This window comes from Chryseobacterium endophyticum (assembly GCF_056333165.1).
Genome location: NZ_JBWGXE010000002.1, coordinates 576,632 through 594,788, shown reverse-complemented (window position 1 = coordinate 594,788; position 18,157 = coordinate 576,632). Strand labels below are relative to the sequence as shown.

Genomic DNA, 18,157 nt, shown 5'->3' with positions numbered 1-18,157 from the left:
ATATTCTTTACTTTTACCATTATTTAACTGGAATGGCAAAGACTGAAATACTTTTTCACAGGGATGAGCTGAAATCGACAGGCATTGAAATTATTAGTATGCATGGGCTTGAATTTAAAGATAAAGCTCCGCATCGTGATGATCATTTTATGCTGATTATTCAGCAGAAAGGAAGTTTCAGCCTGGAGCTGGACTTCCGTGAAGTTACCTTATCAGGACCATCGTTATGTTTTGTGGCTCCGGGGCAGGTTCATCAGTATCTCGATCACGACCATCATGAAGGCTGGCTTGTTTTTGTAGAAGCTTCTCTGGTCACCAGGCCTTATCTTGAAGTTTTAAATACGGCCCTCAACGCTTACCAGGCCTGCCCGATTTCACCGGACCATCTTATTTTCAGTTTTGTTTCAGTCTTTACTTCAATACTTGACACACCAAAAGAGGCTTTCAGTGATTCGGTAATAATTTCTCTTACCGATGGTCTCATGGGAATGTTTATTCAGAATATCCTGCAAAACCGGCACCCGGAAAATGTCATCGGCGGGCAGAAGTATAAGACAGCAGTTGAATATAAAAAGCTCGTTCAGCATCATTTCAGGAAATTCAAGCAGGTAAAAGAATATGCGGAACTACTGAATATCACGCCGCTTTATTTAAATGAAATGGTAAAAGAAATAACCGGTTTTTCTGCGGGCCACTGGATCAAATAAGAAATTATTCTGGAAGCGCAGCGTCTTTTGTACTACACCGATCTGGATATTAAGCAGATCGCCGATCGGTTAGGCTATGACGATCATGCCTATTTTTCAAGATTCTTTAAAAAGAATACGGGCCATACCGCTTCTCAGTTCAGGATTAAAAAACATTATTTGTCCAAGGATTCCCTTTAAATAGCCATCGCTTCCGTTTCTTTCCCGCGATAATTTTGTCACCGTAAATAATCAATAAAAACGGTATGACACACAGGAAAACAAAACAAGCCGGAACCTCCGGCAAAGAAATTATCCGGACAAAAAAATCATTGGTAAACGTTCTTTATCCATTGATCCTTTCGGTCTTTGCAGTTTATCTTACGATGGGAATCTCTTTGGGAGTATTACCGGGATTCATCAAAAGCGATCTGCAATTCGGAAACCTTGCCATTGGAATAACAATCGGTCTCCAGTCGCTGGCTGCTCTGCTTACGAGAGCTTATGCCGGGAAGATCACCGATACGCTGGGATCGAAAATAAGCCATCATCGCGGAGTCTTTTTAATTTTTATAGCCGGATTAATTTACCTTTCCGCCGGCTTTTCAGGAGATTTCCCAAACCTGGCTTTAGGCCTGCTTATGATTTCAAGAATCGTTCACGGAATCGGTGAAAGTATGTTGGTTACCGGAGCTTTGACCTGGGGGATCGGCCTTCTCGGAGTCGGGAATTCAGGAAAAGTAATGACCTGGAACGGCATAGCGATGTATGCGGGAATCGCGTTGGGAGCACCGCTGGGTATATGGGTTAAAGATCTTTCCGGGATTGTATTTCAGTTTGGCCTGATCGCTCTTTTATCGGTCGTAAGCGGGCTGTTTACCGGCAGATTGCCTGTGGTTGCAGCAGATCCTTCCCATGTTCGTATTCCCTTTTACAAAGTGGTCGGCAAAGTGCTGAATCAGGGATTTGCTCTGGCTTTTTCATCTATAGGTTTTGCCTGCATTGCTTCGTTTATAGGATTGTTTTTTGCAGATAAAAACTGGAGCGGCGCCTCATTGGGATTTCTCTGCTTTGGCGGGTCTTACATTGTGACGAGACTTTTTTTTGCTTCTTATCCTGATAAATTCGGAGGGTATAAAGTAGCAATCGCTTCATTTGCTGTTGAAATCACCGGGCAATTGCTCATCGGGTTTTCAACGTCTGGATGGATGGCCATCCTGGGGTGTGCGTTTACAGGAATCGGTTTTTCTCTGGTATTTCCGGCGTTGGGAGTGTTGGCAATTAAAAAAGTTCAGCCGCAAATGAGAGGAACTGCCTTAGGTGCCTATTCCGCATTTTTTGATCTTTCTTTAGGAGTAGCCGGTCCCGTTGCCGGGTTGATTGCGGGTTGGTTTAGCTACCAGTCAATTTATATTTTCGGAGCCATAAGCGGTTTATGTGCCCTGCTTGTTTTATGGAAAGATAAGAAAACCGTCCTTTAATCAGTATCATCTTAAAGCAGCAGATCATCTTTAAAACGCTAACCGGAATGCCGATGATCGCGGCATATTTTCCCTCTTCAAAAAACGTCGAAAGGTTTTAGGTAAAACCCTTCGACGTTTTGAGTAAAAGGTTTCGATGTTTTAGGGAAAACGTTTCGACGTTTTTACCCTGTTCAAAACAGAACATATTTAAGCCATTTAAACTGATGAAATCATATGATTTTTTCAGAGTATATTATTTAAATAAAAACAACAGGAGAAATACGATCTCGGGTATTGCATTAATCTTCCGTGAATTAATACCACAGACTTGGTTTTTGGCTTTATTATTGGACTGGTTCAGGCACCATTTCAATATAAAATAGTATGAAAAAGCATATCGTTATTGTCGGCGGAGGTTTTGCAGGGGTGAACCTGACCAAATCTCTCGTGAATGACAAACGTTTCAGAATCACGCTTGTTGATAAAAACAATTATCATTTTTTTCCACCGCTTATTTATCAGGTGGCGACCTCATTTATCGAGGCATCCAATATCAGCTATCCTTTCCGGAAATTGATTTCCAATTATAAGAACGTGAATTTCCACATGGGCAGCCTGGTGAAAGTAGATCATCAGAACAATATCCTTGAAACGGATCATGGTGCTTTGAAGTATGACTATCTTGTGCTGGCACTGGGAACCGAGTCTAATTTTTTCGGAATGGAGAATGTAAAGAAATGCGCCTTACCGATGAAAACGATTGACGAAGCACTTTACCTCAGAAACTATATGCTGCTGACCCTTGAAGAAGCGGCAAGAAATAAAAATGTAAAGGAAGCACAGAAGCTCCAGAACATTGTGATCGCCGGAGGCGGTCCCACCGGTGTAGAGCTTGCGGGGATGATCGCCGAAATGGGAACGTATATTGCCGAAAAGGAATACCCGGAAATAAAGCTTGGGCTTTCTAATATTTATCTGATCGACGCTTTGCCTACCCTGCTCTCCCCGATGAGCAAAATGGCCCAAGAAGCCGCTTACGAAAGACTTAAAAAGCTGGGGGTAAAGATTATCCTCAATACGGCAGTAAAAGATTACGTAGACTGCAAAGTTATCCTTGGCGACGGACAGACCATCGAAACGGAAACCCTGATCTGGACCTCAGGAGTCATTGGCCGGGAAGTGCCGGGAATTCCCGAAGAGAGTGTAGGCAAAGGAAGAAGACTGCTGGTAGATGCCTATAATAAGGTAAACGGAACCACCAATATTTTTGCACTGGGAGATATTGCCCTGCAGCTTACCGAAGAAAAATATCCGAAGGGGCACCCCCAACTCGCGCAGGTCGCTATTCAGCACGCCAAAAACTTAGGAAAGAATCTCAAAAGGATTGAAGACGAAAAGGTACTCATTCCTTTTGAATACAACGATAAAGGAAGCATGGCCATCATTTCGAAATTTGATGCGGTGGTCGATTTGCCGAAGTTTTCATTTAAAGGATTTTTAGCATGGCTTACATGGCTTTTTATTCATATCATTCCATTGGTGAGTTTCAGCAGCAAAGTGCGTCTGGCATTCAACTGGCTGCGTCTTTTCATTACCAACAATCCGTCGATCCGGCTTATTTTAAGGCCTAAAAGAGATGCCACGGATCATTCCTGATTTTAATATTCATGATATATTTCATAAATTTACCAGACTGTAAATATTCTTTTACAGGATAAAATCTCAACAGTGAATATTCATCATAAGAAAAAGTTTCTGAGCTTTCTTAAGTTTAAAAGAGACTTTCAAAAGTACGGACTTGAAAAAGCAAGAAGTTACGAACTCATTCTTCATTGGCTCAACAACAGATTAAGCAGGAATCAGTTTCTGGTGCTTTCGGGAATTCTTGTGGGCTGTACTGCCGGGCTGGCGGGTGTTCTGCTGAAGTCGCTCGTTCACGCGATCCATCATTTCATTACGACGAAAGTTCACTTCGAATACCAGATCCTGTTTTATATCATCTTTCCTTTCCTGGGAATTGTTTTAACGGTAAGTATTGTTCTGACGCTGTTTAAAGGCCAGGACCGGAAAGGGATCGGAGCGATCCTGTATGAGATTGCGCAGAACTCAAGCATCGTGTCTTCCGTGAAAATGTATTCACAGATCGTACAGAGTGCGGTGACCGTCGGGTTGGGAGGTTCGGCGGGTCTTGAAAGCCCGATCGCAGTGACCGGAGCAGCCATAGGTTCCAATTTTGCCCAGACTTACCGCCTGAACTATAAGGAGAGAACGCTGTTGCTGGCTGCCGGTGCTACCGCCGGTATTGCTTCGGCCTTCAATGCTCCTATTGCCGGGATCATGTTTGCTTTTGAAATTCTGCTGACCGGAGTGGTATTTACCGATTTTATCCCGCTTGTGGTAGCAGCGGTCTGCGGAAGTCTGCTTTCCAGAATCCTCCTTCAGGAAGATGTGCTCTTCAGGTTTTATACCAGAGAAGCTTTTAACTATAAGAATGTTCCATATTATCTAATTTTAGGAATCGTTACCGGCCTTTATGCGAGATACTTCGTGATTATTTCTAAGAAAGTGGAACATTTCATCATGAAATTAAATATGTCGAGGCTCCGAAAAGCGATGTTCGGCGGCGCGGTTCTGTCTTTACTGTGTGTACTTTTCCCGCCTCTGTTCGGCGAAGGATACGAAACGGTAAAGGCATTTACCAATGGCGATATGCACCGGATTATTGAGAACAGCCTGTTCCGGTATTTCGAGATCGGCAATTTTACGATTATCGTTTTCCTGATTCTTGTCTTGTTGCTAAAGGCTTTTGCAACGTCATTCACTATTTTCAGCGGAGGAAACGGAGGAAACTTCGCTCCTTCCCTTTTTGCCGGTGGCACGGTGGGCTACCTGTTTGCCCTTATCTGCCAGCAGATCGGTTTCGCTGATGTTCCGGTAACCAACCTGGTACTGGTAGGGATGGCCGGAGCCATGAGCGGCGTGATGTATGCACCGCTGACTGCCATTTTCCTTATTGCGGAATCGAGCTTCGGATATGATCTTTTTATTCCGTTAATGATTGCTTCCATTATGTCTTACCTTATTGCAAAATGGTTCTCTCCCATCTCCCCGGAATTAAAGTCTCTTGCTGACCAGGGCAAGATCTTCACCAATAAGCATGATAAAAACATCCTGTTTTCCCTAAAGACGGAAGATTTCATTGACCGATATTCACAGGCTATCAATGAAACGGCACCCATTACGGAATTATTTGAACTGGTAAAGAACGGAAACAAAAACATTTTTGCAGTGGTCAATGATGATAAAACCCTTCGTGGAATCCTTACGCTTGACGATATTCGTCCTTATCTTTTCACGAATGATGAGGTTTCTTCATCTTTAGCTCAGATTATGAAAGCTCCTCCGGCAGTCATTCATCCGGAAGATCAGCCTTTGCAGATTCTTCAGACGTTTGATGATACCGCCGTCTGGAATCTGCCTGTTGTCGATGCCCAGAATAAGTTTATCGGCTTTATTTCCAAATCGACCATCCTGATGAGCTACCGGCAGCTGCTGAAAGAATATTCTGAGTAATTGTTGCTCATTCACACATAAAAAAACCGTTTAGTCGATACACTAAACGGTTTTTTTATTGGGATAAACTGCTTTATTGGCTGGCTTTATTCAACATTTCCATATCGGCTTTATCCAGTTCAAGTTTGGGGGCTGCGAATAAGGTTTCCAGTTGGGATCCGCTGGTCGCACTTACAATCGGTGCTGTGATCAGAGGATGGGCAAGCAGCCACGCCAAAGCTACCGTTGCGGGCTTTACATGATGTTTTGCGCTGATCTCGTCAAGGGCTTTTAAAACTTCCGTTCCTTTCGGATTCAGATATTTTCTTGCACCCTCGCCTCTCTGGCTCTTGGACAGATCGTCTTCGCTGCGGTATTTACCGGTTAAGAATCCTGAAGCCAGCGACCAGTATGGAAACACACTTAAGTCGAATTCTTCTGCCAAGGGGGCATAGTTTTTCTCAAAACCTTCTCTTTCCATTAAATTATAATGCGGCTGTAAGGCGACATATTTCGGGAGATTGTTCTTTTCTGCGGTTTCCAGGGATTCCCTGAGCCGTTCCGGTGATAAGTTGGAAGCGGCGATATAGCGCACTTTTCCGGCTTTAATAATTTCATCATAAGCTTGCAGGGTCTCTTCTACGGGCGTTACTTTATCATCAAAATGGGTATAGTAAAGATCGATGTGATCGGTCTGAAGTCTTTGCAGCGATTCATCGACGGATTTCAGGATATGCTTTCTGCTGATGTCAAAGCCGTGCTCTTTGGTTTCGGAGCCTACTTTTGTCGCGATCACCAGATCGTTCCTGTTTGCCCGGCTTTTCACCCACCGGCCGATGATTTCTTCGGATTGCCCGCCTTTGCCGTTCACCCACCAGGAATAGGTGTCTGCCGTATCGATAAAATTAAATCCTTCACCGGTAAACCTGTCAAGAATATCAAAAGATTCTTTTTCATTTAAAGTCCATCCGAAAACATTTCCGCCGAAGTTTATGGGAGCTACCTGTAAATCTGTGTTCTTAATTGTTCGTTTATTCATAATGATATTTTAAGATCGTATATAAAGGTAGCAAATTTTACTCCTTTAAATAGATCACGTTCTCTATGCGCCATATATTTTTCATCAATGAAAAAAGACCAGCATTTGCTGATCTTTCCTTATTTTTTTATAAAATGATATTTCTATATTTCTCCCATTACATACATGTTTTGCATGGTAGGAACCGGACTTCCGCCCTGCTTTTCCAGGGTGATGGCAAATGCCTGTGCTTTCGGAATACTGGCCAATGCAATTCTGCTGTCTTTATCCTCGGTGTACATTCCGGCATTTACCGGTTTGCCGTCTGTAATGGCCCAAAGCTGATACTGCATTCCCTCGGGAGCTTTAGGAAGTTTGTCTGCATTAAGGTAGACTTCCTTCGTTTTGGTATCCCAGAAGACCATAGCTTTGGAGTCTGTGTGTTTTTCCACGCCTTTCAGCATGACCATTTTCATATCCGGATTGGAAACCATCTCCATTTTACGGTTTATTTTCTGCATGGCAAGCTCCTGGTTTTTCTTCTCAGTATTCATTCTGGCCAATTCCTGCTTCGTATTTTCCTGATCGCTCATCCAGAAAATATTGCCGGCTACGCTGATCAGAAATAACAGAGATGCGGCAATGGCAAAAGTTTTCCAATTGCTGTTTCCGTGAATTTTTATCTGTTCCTGATCCTGGACGGCAGGAATATCTGTGGATATGATGGGAATGATCTCTTCCTTAGTCTGTTCCTTTTGAATTTTACTCCAGATCTTTGTTTTCAAATCATCCGGAGGTGCTACAGCCTGTGCTGTGGCAAGATCTTCCAGTGTTTTCTGTGCTTCTTCGAAAGCGGCTTTCACTTCAGCATTATTCTTCATCACACACTCCAAAATACCTGCTTCCTCGGGAGAAGCAAGACCTAGAATATAAGATTCTATAATTCCGGATGATATGTATTCTTTAGTGTTCAATTTATCGATAATCTTTTAATAAATCTTTTAATTTCATAAGGGCATTCCGCATTTTGGTTTTTACCGTTCCCAGGGGGATCTTCAGTTTTTCTGATATTTCATTCTGGGTATATCCCTGGTAGTAAGCCAGGTCGATGAGCTCTTTTTTATCGGTTTCCAGGCTTTCCAGCACATTGTTGAACCCTATGAAATCGGAGGTGTCGTTGGTTGTGGAAAGTTCTGCAGAGTTATATACGAAATCCGGTAACGGTTGGTTTTTCAGCTCGTTCCGGAAGCTTTTGGATTTTAAATAATCGATAGCTGTGTTTCTGGCAATATTGATCATCCAGGTATAGAATCTTCCTTTGGATGGATCGTACTGATGGATTGAATTCCAGATTTTGACAAACACATCCTGAATGATTTCTTCCGTATAGTCTTTTGACTGAACGATTCGTAGGATAACCCCATAGAGTGCGCCGGAATAGTGGTCATACAAATAATGAAAACCATTTTCGTTTTTCTCTTTTAGCAAAACGATCAGCTGCTCTTCCGAATACTGTGTCTTAATAGCGAATATTTTTCTTTCCAAATGTAATAAAATAAAACAAATAACAAGCAATACTCAAACCATCTTTTAAAATCCTAATAAAATGAATGAAGCCTTTCATATTCTTCAATATTATTAAAAGATAATTTAATATTTAATGAAATTATTTTGTCGTTTTTGATTTTTATTTAAAAATAAGTAGCTGGTTTATAATGTTTTGTGATTTTTTTTATGAAAACTAAAACTGAAATGAAACCTACCTCGTAAATGGAATCAGAGGAAAATTTTAATTCAAACACATTATTAACTTAAAAATTAAAAAAATGAACACTAAATCCAAAATCGCAGTTTTCAGTATGGTGGCCTTATCATTTGCATTCGGTGGTAATGCGGCTGCTCAGAGCATGAAAGAAAAAACAGTAATGGTTGGCGGTGCGCCCATGTACCCATCAAAGAATATTATTGAAAATGCTGTAAACTCCAAAGATCATAAGACGCTGGTTGCCGCCGTAAAAGCTGCCGGCCTGGTTGAAACTTTAGAGGGATCGGGTCCGTTTACCGTATTGGCTCCTACCGATGCGGCTTTCGCCAAACTACCAAAAGGAACTGTAGAAAATCTTGTGAAGCCTGAAAATAAGGCTATGCTTACTAAAATTCTTACTTACCATGTTTTGCCGGGAAGATATAGCGCAAAAGAAATCTGGGCAGCGGTAAAAGCAGGAAACGGTAAAAGCATGATGAAAACGGTAGAAGGTGAACAGCTTACGTTCTGGACGAAGGGCAAAGATCTATATGTAAGGGATTCGAAAGGGAATGACGCAAAAGTTACGATCGCTGATGTCAATCAGTCGAACGGAGTGATTCATGTAATAGATACGGTTTTGATGCCGTAGTGGTTTGTTAGTATTGGAACAGCATACAAGTTATGCTGTTTTTTTTCAGTAAATAACACTTAAACAATAATATTATGAAAAAAACTATCAATGTTTCTAACCAGGGAGCGACTCTGGATGCCGGCAGAAGAAATTTTTTGAAGCTCAGTGGTGTGGGTCTTGCCATGGCAGGGCTTACCCTAATCGGCTGTGACGATAATGAATTTGATTTCATGCAGAGTAATGTCTTTGATCTTGGCAAAGGCGATGTAGGCATTCTGAATTATGCGTACGCCCTGGAGCAGCTGGAAGCTGATTTTTATACTAAAGTTGTAAATAATTTTTACTCCGGAATTTCCAGCGTAGAAAAAGAAATTTTTACAGATCTCTACCATCATGAGGTGATTCACAGAGACTTCTTTAAAGCGGCCATCAGCGGTGCTACTTCCAATGTACTGCCGACCCTGGAGTTTCAGTATCCAAATGTAAACTTTAACGACAGGAATTCGGTTCTGGCAACGGCAAAAGCGCTTGAAGATACGGGAGTTGCCGCGTATAACGGCGCAGGAAAATACATTACCAATGGAGATTATCTGGTCATTGCAGGAAAGATTGTCTCTGTGGAAGCGAGGCACGCATCAGCCATCAGAAACCTGATCAATCCGGGCAGTGCAGATTTTTCAGGTGATGATGTCATTAACAGTAACGGGCTGGATCTTGCGAAAGAACCTAAAGACATCGTGATGACAGCAGGTGGTTTTATAAAGACGCCTTTCACATGGAAAGAACAGGGAATCGGATAATTACTCACTTCAAAAATCTACATTATGAACATTCTAAAACTATTAGATAAGCTTTCTGACGATAAATTTTTCACATCGAAAGCTACAAGATCAGAAACTATTGCCGGCATTTCTTCGATTGGTAAAAAAGCGGCTGTGGCTTCCATTCCGTTAGGATTGGGCGCGTTATTGACCACTCCTGCAAAGGCAGCTCCTGTCAATGATAATAACACATTTAAAACCGCTTTAACCGACGCGCTCCAACTGGCTTTAGTTCTCGAATATCTTGAGGACGAGTATTATGCCATAGGACTTTCTACTTCCGGTTTGATTTCCAGTGATGACAGGCCGGTTATTATGCAGATCTCCAAACATGAGTCGGCTCATGTAGCGTTTCTGAAAAGTACTTTAACCTCACTAAATGTTGTTCCCGGAGCCAAGCCTACCTTTGATTTTACAGCAGGAGGAATTTTTTCACCTTTTTCCGACTACAGTCAGTTTTTGACATTAGCACAAGCTTTCGAAGACACGGGTGTCCGCGCATACAAGGGACAGGCATTAAATGTGATGTCTAATAAATCGGTTCTGCAGGCTGCATTGCAGATTCATTCTGTAGAGGCGAGACATGCCTCACAGATCAGGAGAATGCGAGGAAATAAGGGCTGGATAGAACTTGCAAACGGTGGCGGTATGCCTTCTGCGACCGATCCTGTATATGCCGGAGAAGACAATATTAGCCAGGCCGGGTTTAATACTTCCACTGCTTTTGGAGCTGCGGCCGGTTCTGCGGCTTATGATGAAATATTGACGGGAAGTCAGGCACAAACTATAGCAGGTTTGTTTATTGATTAAAGAATATTATTTACTGATCAGACAAGATCTCATTCCCTTTCGGAATGAGATTTTTTTATTTAAAAAATGAAAATGAAAGAGATATGATCTTGTTATCATCCTGATGTGGAGAATTAATATCATTTTATTTTAAATTTTGTAACTTTAATACATGAAAGCAATAAGCGATCCTCATATTCTTAAAAAGAAATTAGTGAACGAAAGAGGAATAAAAAAAACAGCAAAGGTTTTCGCTGTAAGTGTGTTAGCATTGCTCGCTATTGGTTTTTGTACGACGTCACAAAAGCTGAATGCGGGATAAAGATCAGATAATCATGATTTTATAAATAAATTTGAATTTAGTTTTTGCATTTATAATTTTTTATTATATTTGTGAATCGAAATAATTTTTTTTCATCATTTGTGTTTTTTTAGGCTCCGTTAGGGGCCTTTTTATTTTTGATTAAGTGATGCGTTTCCTGTTGCTCGCTTTTACCCATTCATCTTTTTTACACTTGGGGCAGTTGCCGGCATTTCCGGTATCTTTTTCTTCGGTGTGGCCGCAGAATGTACAGGCATAATATCCCGATTCCTTTACAATCTTTAAAGCATGTGTTAACGAATCCGGCATAATTGGTAAACCATATTTTACATTTTCATCTTCAAAGTAAAATACACTTATTTCTCCTGAGATTTCTTCAATGGCCTTCTCGATCTGGCCGAGATGTGAGATGCTATTCAGTCTCAGTTCTGCGAAAAATTCGTCACTTCCGAGATTTTCTTTTTTAAAATTTTCAATAGAGAATTCTCCGTTTTCAATGAGACATATTGATTTGCCTTCTAAAAGGGTTTCAAACTTCTTACTTTTTCCGACGAGATAAGTGATCAGGGTGTACATCAGGATAATCAGAACAAATACGAGGATCGACGAGACTACTCCGACTTCTTTATAAAACATAGGGTCTCCTGCCGCGGAACCCAGTCCGATGATGACCACCAGCTCGAACAGGGAGAGCTGCTTGACTCCCCTTTTCCCCAAAAGCCTTAACCCGATGATAATGGTCACAAACATGATGATGGTCCGGAGGGCAATTTCAAGAAGGAATGACCATTCCTCCTGGCCGAGCAGAAGCTCTTTCCAGTCAAATTTTAAAAGAAGTATGGATAACATATTTTAATATTTTGCTTGAAAATTCAAATAGCAAGCCAAGAATATCCGTACGTTTTCTAAAAATGGTCCAGCACTTCTATAATATGATCATAAATGTAATCAAGTTCTTCGGCGGTAATACAGTACGGAGGAACAAGGTACATGATGTTTCCCAGGGGCCGTAGAATAATTCCTCTTTTTAAAAACTCTTTATATAGTGTTTTTCCGGTTTCATTAAAATAAGAAGTATGGCTGCTGTTGACCACTTCCCACGCTAAAATTGTTCCGGTTTGTCTTACATTTTCAGCTTTTGGATGTCTCCCAAGAATTTCTGAAAACGCTGAATGTTTTTTAACAATAAGATCAATTCTATCGTGAGTTTCGGGTATCAATAAAAGTTCCATGCTGGCCAGCGCGGCAGTGCAGGCTAACGGGTTCGCTGTAAACGAATGACCATGAAACAATGTTTTGTACCGATCGTCTGATAGAAATGCTTCAAAAATTTCCTGTGAACAGCTGGTAATACCCATCGGCATTGTGCCGCCGGTAAGTCCTTTAGAAAAACACATAATATCCGGCTGTTCCGAAAGATGATTGGCGGCAAAGAGTTTTCCTGTCCTTCCGAAACCGGTAAAAACCTCATCCTGGATCATCAGAATTTTCTGTTCTCTGCAGAATTTCATTAATTCAGACAGGTCTTCCGGCCTATGCATCAGCATTCCTGCCGCGCCTTGGATGAGCGGTTCATAAATGAAACAGGCTACCTCATCTGAAATATTTTCAATAAAAATTCTAAGATCGTCAAGATTTTCTGCAGTCGGAATGTCAATGAATATCACTTCAAAAAGCATTTCCCGGAAAGGATTTGTCCACGCATTTCTTCCGCTTACCGACATCGCTCCGAAAGTGTCGCCGTGATAAGCATTTTTAAAAGCAAGAATTTTTGTCTTTTTATGTTTTTGATTATAAGCGAATTGAATACACATCTTTAAAGCAACTTCTACTGCTGTTGAACCGTTGTCTGAATAAAAGATTTTCTTTTGATTTTCCGGAAGAATATTCAGGAGGTTTTCAGAAAGCTCTATGGCTGGCTTATGGGTAAATCCCGCAAAAATAACCTGTTCCAGAGTATTCAGCTGATCAGAGACTCTTTTGGCAATATGCGGATGAGCATGGCCGTGAAGAGTTACCCACCATGAAGAAACGGCATCAATATAATGCTTTCCTTTATCGTCATAAAGATAAATACCTTTTCCTCTCACTATGGGAATAATATCATCGGCTGTTTTCATCTGGGTATAAGGATGCCAGTTGACCGCTTGGTCCCGTTGGAATAAATTCATAAGTATTTAAAAAAATTAACTATTCACCATTGTTTTTTCTTTCACCATCGGTTTAAGTCCTAAATTTTTCAACATATGCAGATCTTCAGAGACTCCGGGATTTGGGGTGACAAGTAAAGTTTCCCTTTCACCTGTAAAGATGGAATTTGCTCCGGCCATGAAACACCAGCCCTGCTCAAACTCTGTCATTTCAATTCTTCCTGCACTTAAACGGATCATTGAAGAAGGCATGATAATCCTTGCTGCAGCAATCATTCTTACCATTTCCCATGTATCTGTTTTCTGGTTGTTTTCCAGCGGAGTTCCTTTTACCCTTGCCAAAGCATTGATCGGGACTGATTCCGGGTGCTTCGGCATTGTTGCCAAAGTTAAAAGCATGGAAATCCTGTCACCATGTGTTTCTCCCAATCCGATAATTCCTCCGGAACAGACGGTAATTCCTGCCTTTCTTACGTTGTTGATGGTGTTGATTCTGTTGTCGAAAGTCCGGGTAGAAATGATCTCTTCATAATATTGTTCTGAAGTGTCCAGATTGTGATTATAGGCATACAGACCAGCTTCCTGTAGACGAATAGCCTGTTCTTCCGTCAGCATTCCTAAAGTACAGCAGACTTCCATTCCTAGGTCATTCACTCCTTTTACCATGTCAATAACGCGGTCAAAATCACGATTGTTACGGACTTCTCTCCACGCTGCGGCCATACAGAAACGGGACGAACCGCCTTCTTTTGCTTTTTTTGCATGTTCAATAACCTTTTCCGTCGGCAGGAGTGCCTGAACTTTGATATCGGTGTGATATCGTGCTGCCTGTCCGCAATACGAGCAGTCTTCGGGACATCCGCCGGTTTTTATCGACAATAAGGTAGACATCTGTATTTCTTCGGGATTATGCCATTCACGGTGTATAGTGGCTGCTTTGTATATAAGCTCAAGAAGTGGGAGATCGTAGATTTTCTCAATTTCTTTTTTTGTCCAGTCGTTTCTTAAGGTTGAATGATCTTTCATGATTTTTTCAGTTGTTCTGTTACGGTTTCTATTTGTTCTTCTGTTAACTCTTCGAGATGAGGAATTTTTATAATTTTTGTCTTTTGATGAATATTTTTAACAATAATTCTCTCGGTGTCTGGTGGAAAACTTCCATTAAAAATTAAATATTCTAGATTAATTTTTTTTTGCTGTAAAGCCATCATCGATAGTAAAGTATGGTTGATGCATCCTAAATAATTCTTCACCACAAGCGCTGCCGGGACCTTGAGTTTTTCAATCAAATCCATTATAAATTCGTTGTCATTTAATGGAACCATTAGTCCTCCTGCCCCTTCGATGATCAGATGGTTGGTGGTTTCGGGAATTTTAAAATTATTTAAATCAATTTCAATCCCTTCTTCTTTAGCTGATTGATGAGGTGATGCGGCCAGCTTCAATCGGTAAGTTTCAGGATGACAGACTGTATTTTCACCAGTCCATTTTTGTATTTTCATGGTATCGGAAAAATCCAGATCACCTGATTGCACCGGTTTCCAGTAATCTGCTTTCAAATATTTTGTTAATACAGCGGAACAGACGGTTTTCCCTATTTCAGTACCAATTCCGGTCACAAAAAGTATTTGTTGTCCGGAGATTTCTGTCTCTGATCTTTTGTCTTGTAAACTCATGTTCTGTTTTTTATTTTAATAAAATCTTTAATAATCTTGGTTAAACCGGTTATTTCTTCTTTTTTATTAAAGCTGTGCAGACAAATTCTTAGTCTCTCCGTTCCTTCTTTTACCGTTGGGCTGAAAATGGCATAAGTTAAAAAACCGTTGTCAGACAGTGTGCTTTCTAATGTTTTTAATTGTTGATTATCAGGGATAATTATTGCTTGTATCGGACTGTTTTCATGGGAGGTAGATATTATATTCTGATCGCGAAAGATTTTAATATTTTCCTGAAGCTGAGTTAATAATTTCCTGTTTGCATTCAAAAAATGATATCCTTTAAAAATGCTCATCCACTGAAAGTCATGTGATGAAGTCGTATAGATAAAAGGGGAAGCAAAATTGATGAGATATGACTTTATTACAGTATGGGTAAGAATTGCCGCACCATTTGTTCCAAGGGCTTTTCCATAAGTTACCACCGTCGCTAAAACCTTTTTCTGAAGCTTAAGGCTGTCGACCAGTCCATATCCGAAAACTCCGAAAGCGTGTGCTTCATCTATAATAAGTCCTGCGTTGTATTTTTCTGCGAGTTTAGCAATTTCAGCTAATGGAGCAATATCTCCATCCATTGAATACAAACTCTCAACAGCAATATAAACTTTACTTTGTTGTCTTTTTAGAATATTTTCCAGATGGTCGCAATCATTATGTTTGAATTTTAATTTCCTGCAGTTGGACATTTTGCAGGCATCATGTATCGATCTATGAATTTTTTCGTCAATAATAATCGAATCATGGCGCTGCGGAAGTGCTGAAAATAAAGCTAAATTAGCGTTGTATCCTGAAGGAAAAAGAAGAGCTGACTCATATTGATGTTCTCTGGCGATAAAGTTTTCGGTTTCTGTAATAATTTCCGTGTTTCCGCTGATTAATCGTGAGCCTGTGCTTCCGGTCAGTAAACGAGGGTTGTCCTGAACGGCTTCCAATAACATCTTCTGAAATTCTTGGTTTCCAGCAAATCCCAGATAATCGTTGGAGTAAAAATCAATACCTTTTTGTCTGGTCTGTAAAGTCCTCAGGGTTCCGTTCAGCTTTCGTTTTTCTAACGCTTCTTCGAATGGCAGAAAATTTTTACACATAATTTTCCTGAAGAACTTCTTTTAAAATAGACTTGATCCATTGTGCATTCAGCGCATTTTCAATATCCTGGATCTGCTTTGCGTGGATTTTCCAATCCGGTGAAAATTTATCAAGCTGACTGATCATTTCCTCTAAATGGCCTTCTTCCTCAAGAATAATTGATTTTACCATAATTCTTGAAGAATACTTTGTCAGAACCTCCTGATAAACAGGATATAATTCATCGGCGCGAACTTCAATGGCATAGGTTACAAAAAGATAGGCAGCATATTTTAACTCTTCTTTATTTAAATTAAAATTTTCCTGTAAATATTTACAAGTTTTCATGTCGAGGTGATGTAAATAATGCCTGGTAGAAGTAGATGCGAGTAATTCTTCATTTCGGTAATTTTCACAAGTATATGAAGTAATCTTAAGGATTTGTTTCTTAAGATAATAGGCGTGTCGGTGTTCTTCCGCAGCATGCTTTAGCTGAATCAGACTTACTTCAGTAGGATGCTCGCAGGCAGAAATTTTCCGGGCTCCGGCATTTTCCATATAAGATAAGGTATTGAGCCATTTGGCATGCGTTTCATTATGCTGAATAATCTTTTCAAGGAGGTTATGGAGTGTCATTTAATTTATTTTAATCCAAAATTAGTATATTGCCGGATGGTTGTATGGTGCCAGTTTTAAGATAATGAATAGTCCGGTTAAAATTCCCTATCAAAGTTTTATCATCATAGACAGATCTTCTCAGGTTCCTGTTTACATGCAGATTTCCAATCAGTTGATTAATGCTATCCAGCGCGGATTTCTTCCGTATGGAACAAAGCTTCCGGGAACCAGGGCTTTAAGCATGATCCTGAGTGTTCACCGCAATACCATTGTATCCGTTTATGATGAATTATTGGCTCAGGGCTGGGTAGAAAGCTTTCCGAATAAAGGAACATTCGTTATCGGAAAAGATCAGAATCAATCTGTTGAGATTAAACATTTTAAAAAAACTCATCTCGAAAACTATCCAAAAGCGACCGGATTTTCTTTTAAAACCTCCAATATATTGGATAATCCTTTTGAACATTCTCAGTGTGAATATATTTTCAACGATGGAACACCGGATATCCGCCTGACGCAGGTTGATCAGTATTCCCGGATTTACAGTTCTATTTTAAAAAGAAAAACCCATAAAATCGGACAGTATAATCACGACGGAAGTGAATTTTTTAAGCAAAATCTTTCACAATATTTAAATTTATCAAGAGGTTTGCCCATATCGAAAAATAATCTTCTTATCACAAGAAGTACGGAGATGAGCATTTATATCGTTTCTGAAATTCTTTTGTCTCAGGGAGACACTGTTTTGGTGGGTGAGCTTAGCTATTTTTCAGTTAATATGATCTTTCAGCGGACGGGCGTTAAGATTAAAACAGTACCCATTGATGAAGACGGAATCAACGTTGATGAAGTCCGGAAAATTTGTGAAAGGCAGAAAATCAGGATGCTGTACCTTACGCCTCATCACCACTATCCTACCACCGTTACTTTAAGTGCAGCAAGACGACTTGAATTATTAAATCTTGCCGAACAGTACGGATTTGTCATTCTCGAAGATGATTACGATTATGATTTCCATTATGATAAAAGCCCGATTCTGCCCCTCGCAAGCGCCGATACCGAAGGAATGGTGATTTATATAGGATCTTTTGGAAAGTCCCTGGCCCCGGGGTTTCGTACCGGTTTTATCGTGGCCCCTGAAAATATAATGGCTGAAATGCGAAAATACCTAGGCATCATAGACCGTCAGGGCGATATTTTAATGGAACATGTACTGGGTGAATTGATCGCTGAAGGAGAAATCAACCGCTATCTCAAGAAATCTCTTAAAATCTACAAAGAACGGCGGGATTATTTTTCTTCTCTGCTTCGGGAGCATTTAAGCGAATTTATAGATTTCAAAATCCCTTCCGGAGGATTAGCGGTGTGGACAGAATGGAAAGTTCCTGTAAACCTGATGCAGCTTTCCAGGCTCTGTATTCAGGATAATCTTTTTATTCCGAAAACCTTACTTTATCAGAACCGTAATCTTACAGCGATTCGGTTAGGTTTTGGAAATCTTAATCATGATGAAATGGTAAAATCGGTTGAAATTCTTTCATATCACAGTAAAAGTATTTCTGAATGAGATAAAAATTTTT

The 18,157-nt window shown here is 40.4% G+C and carries 19 protein-coding genes; 10 read left to right on the top strand and 9 right to left on the bottom strand.

Features of this window, described 5'->3' with window-relative positions:
• The first annotated feature begins 32 nt into the window (after window positions 1-32).
• The 5 genes from AC0N32_RS07115 (at window position 33) to AC0N32_RS07095 (ending at window position 5,722) form a co-directional block, all read left to right on the top strand.
• Window positions 33-707 carry an AraC family ligand binding domain-containing protein gene (locus AC0N32_RS07115; RefSeq protein WP_476393162.1) on the top strand — a complete coding sequence of 225 codons (675 nt, stop codon included), beginning with the start codon at window positions 33-35 and terminating at the stop codon, window positions 705-707.
• A 3-nt stretch (window positions 708-710) separates the two neighbouring features.
• On the top strand, window positions 711-887 hold the full coding sequence (locus AC0N32_RS07110; protein WP_476393345.1) for a helix-turn-helix domain-containing protein: 177 nt from the start codon (window positions 711-713) through the stop codon (window positions 885-887).
• Between the two features lie 65 nt (window positions 888-952).
• Complete coding sequence (locus AC0N32_RS07105; RefSeq protein WP_476393161.1) at window positions 953-2,167, top strand: MFS transporter; 1,215 nt, start codon at window positions 953-955, stop codon at window positions 2,165-2,167.
• A gap of 366 nt (window positions 2,168-2,533) precedes the next feature.
• The gene (locus AC0N32_RS07100; RefSeq protein ID WP_476393160.1) at window positions 2,534-3,805 is read left to right on the top strand and encodes an NAD(P)/FAD-dependent oxidoreductase; all 1,272 of its coding nucleotides are present in this window, start codon (window positions 2,534-2,536) and stop codon (window positions 3,803-3,805) included.
• Between the two features lie 72 nt (window positions 3,806-3,877).
• A complete protein-coding gene (locus AC0N32_RS07095; RefSeq protein WP_476393159.1) occupies window positions 3,878-5,722 on the top strand; it encodes a chloride channel protein in 1,845 nt (614 codons plus the stop codon).
• Window positions 5,723-5,795: 73 nt separating this feature from the next.
• Here the strand turns inward: AC0N32_RS07095 and AC0N32_RS07090 are convergent, their stop codons facing one another.
• The 3 genes from AC0N32_RS07090 to AC0N32_RS07080 all read right to left on the bottom strand — a co-directional run bounded on the left by AC0N32_RS07090 (window position 5,796) and on the right by AC0N32_RS07080 (window position 8,264).
• Window positions 5,796-6,740, bottom strand: coding sequence for an aldo/keto reductase (locus AC0N32_RS07090; RefSeq protein ID WP_476393158.1), 945 nt, complete (start codon window positions 6,738-6,740; stop codon window positions 5,796-5,798).
• A 143-nt stretch (window positions 6,741-6,883) separates the two neighbouring features.
• A complete protein-coding gene (locus AC0N32_RS07085; RefSeq protein ID WP_476393157.1) occupies window positions 6,884-7,693 on the bottom strand; it encodes an anti-sigma factor in 810 nt (269 codons plus the stop codon).
• Window position 7,694: 1 nt separating this feature from the next.
• Window positions 7,695-8,264: an RNA polymerase sigma factor gene (locus AC0N32_RS07080; protein ID WP_476393156.1), complete on the bottom strand. Its 570-nt coding sequence runs from the start codon at window positions 8,262-8,264 to the stop codon at window positions 7,695-7,697.
• Window positions 8,265-8,545: 281 nt separating this feature from the next.
• Between AC0N32_RS07080 and AC0N32_RS07075 the strand changes: the two genes are divergently transcribed.
• The 4 genes from AC0N32_RS07075 to AC0N32_RS07060 all read left to right on the top strand — a co-directional run bounded on the left by AC0N32_RS07075 (window position 8,546) and on the right by AC0N32_RS07060 (window position 11,029).
• Window positions 8,546-9,115: a fasciclin domain-containing protein gene (locus AC0N32_RS07075; RefSeq protein WP_476393155.1), complete on the top strand. Its 570-nt coding sequence runs from the start codon at window positions 8,546-8,548 to the stop codon at window positions 9,113-9,115.
• Window positions 9,116-9,189: 74 nt separating this feature from the next.
• Window positions 9,190-9,897, top strand: a complete 708-nt coding sequence (locus tag AC0N32_RS07070; protein WP_476393154.1) for a ferritin-like domain-containing protein — start codon at window positions 9,190-9,192, stop codon at window positions 9,895-9,897.
• A gap of 24 nt (window positions 9,898-9,921) precedes the next feature.
• On the top strand, window positions 9,922-10,728 hold the full coding sequence (locus AC0N32_RS07065) for a ferritin-like domain-containing protein (RefSeq protein WP_476393153.1): 807 nt from the start codon (window positions 9,922-9,924) through the stop codon (window positions 10,726-10,728).
• 151 nt (window positions 10,729-10,879) lie between these two features.
• Window positions 10,880-11,029, top strand: coding sequence for a hypothetical protein (locus AC0N32_RS07060; protein ID WP_476393152.1), 150 nt, complete (start codon window positions 10,880-10,882; stop codon window positions 11,027-11,029).
• A gap of 141 nt (window positions 11,030-11,170) precedes the next feature.
• Here AC0N32_RS07060 and AC0N32_RS07055 read toward each other — a convergent pair whose 3' ends face one another.
• Genes AC0N32_RS07055 through AC0N32_RS07030 form a run of 6 tightly spaced genes read right to left on the bottom strand, consistent with a single transcriptional unit; the run spans window position 11,171 to window position 16,595 of the window.
• The gene (locus tag AC0N32_RS07055; protein ID WP_476393151.1) at window positions 11,171-11,878 is read right to left on the bottom strand and encodes a DUF421 domain-containing protein; all 708 of its coding nucleotides are present in this window, start codon (window positions 11,876-11,878) and stop codon (window positions 11,171-11,173) included.
• Window positions 11,879-11,934: 56 nt separating this feature from the next.
• Complete coding sequence (gene bioA, locus AC0N32_RS07050; RefSeq protein ID WP_476393150.1) at window positions 11,935-13,200, bottom strand: adenosylmethionine--8-amino-7-oxononanoate transaminase; 1,266 nt, start codon at window positions 13,198-13,200, stop codon at window positions 11,935-11,937.
• Window positions 13,201-13,215: 15 nt separating this feature from the next.
• A complete protein-coding gene (gene bioB / locus AC0N32_RS07045) occupies window positions 13,216-14,205 on the bottom strand; it encodes a biotin synthase BioB (protein WP_476393149.1) in 990 nt (329 codons plus the stop codon).
• Window positions 14,202-14,855 (bottom strand): dethiobiotin synthase, encoded by a 654-nt coding sequence (bioD, locus tag AC0N32_RS07040; RefSeq protein WP_476393148.1) that lies wholly within the window; start codon window positions 14,853-14,855, stop codon window positions 14,202-14,204. The genes bioB and bioD overlap by 4 nt, the downstream gene beginning before the upstream one ends.
• Entirely contained in the window at window positions 14,852-15,979 is a 1,128-nt protein-coding gene (locus AC0N32_RS07035; RefSeq protein WP_476393147.1) for an aminotransferase class I/II-fold pyridoxal phosphate-dependent enzyme, read from the bottom strand. Before AC0N32_RS07035 ends, bioD begins: the two co-directional genes overlap by 4 nt.
• Window positions 15,972-16,595, bottom strand: a complete 624-nt coding sequence (locus AC0N32_RS07030) for a hypothetical protein (protein ID WP_476393146.1) — start codon at window positions 16,593-16,595, stop codon at window positions 15,972-15,974. Before AC0N32_RS07030 ends, AC0N32_RS07035 begins: the two co-directional genes overlap by 8 nt.
• Before the next feature lie 64 nt (window positions 16,596-16,659).
• Between AC0N32_RS07030 and pdxR the strand changes: the two genes are divergently transcribed.
• On the top strand, window positions 16,660-18,144 hold the full coding sequence (gene pdxR, locus AC0N32_RS07025; RefSeq protein ID WP_476393145.1) for a MocR-like pyridoxine biosynthesis transcription factor PdxR: 1,485 nt from the start codon (window positions 16,660-16,662) through the stop codon (window positions 18,142-18,144).
• Window positions 18,145-18,157 lie beyond the last annotated feature (13 nt).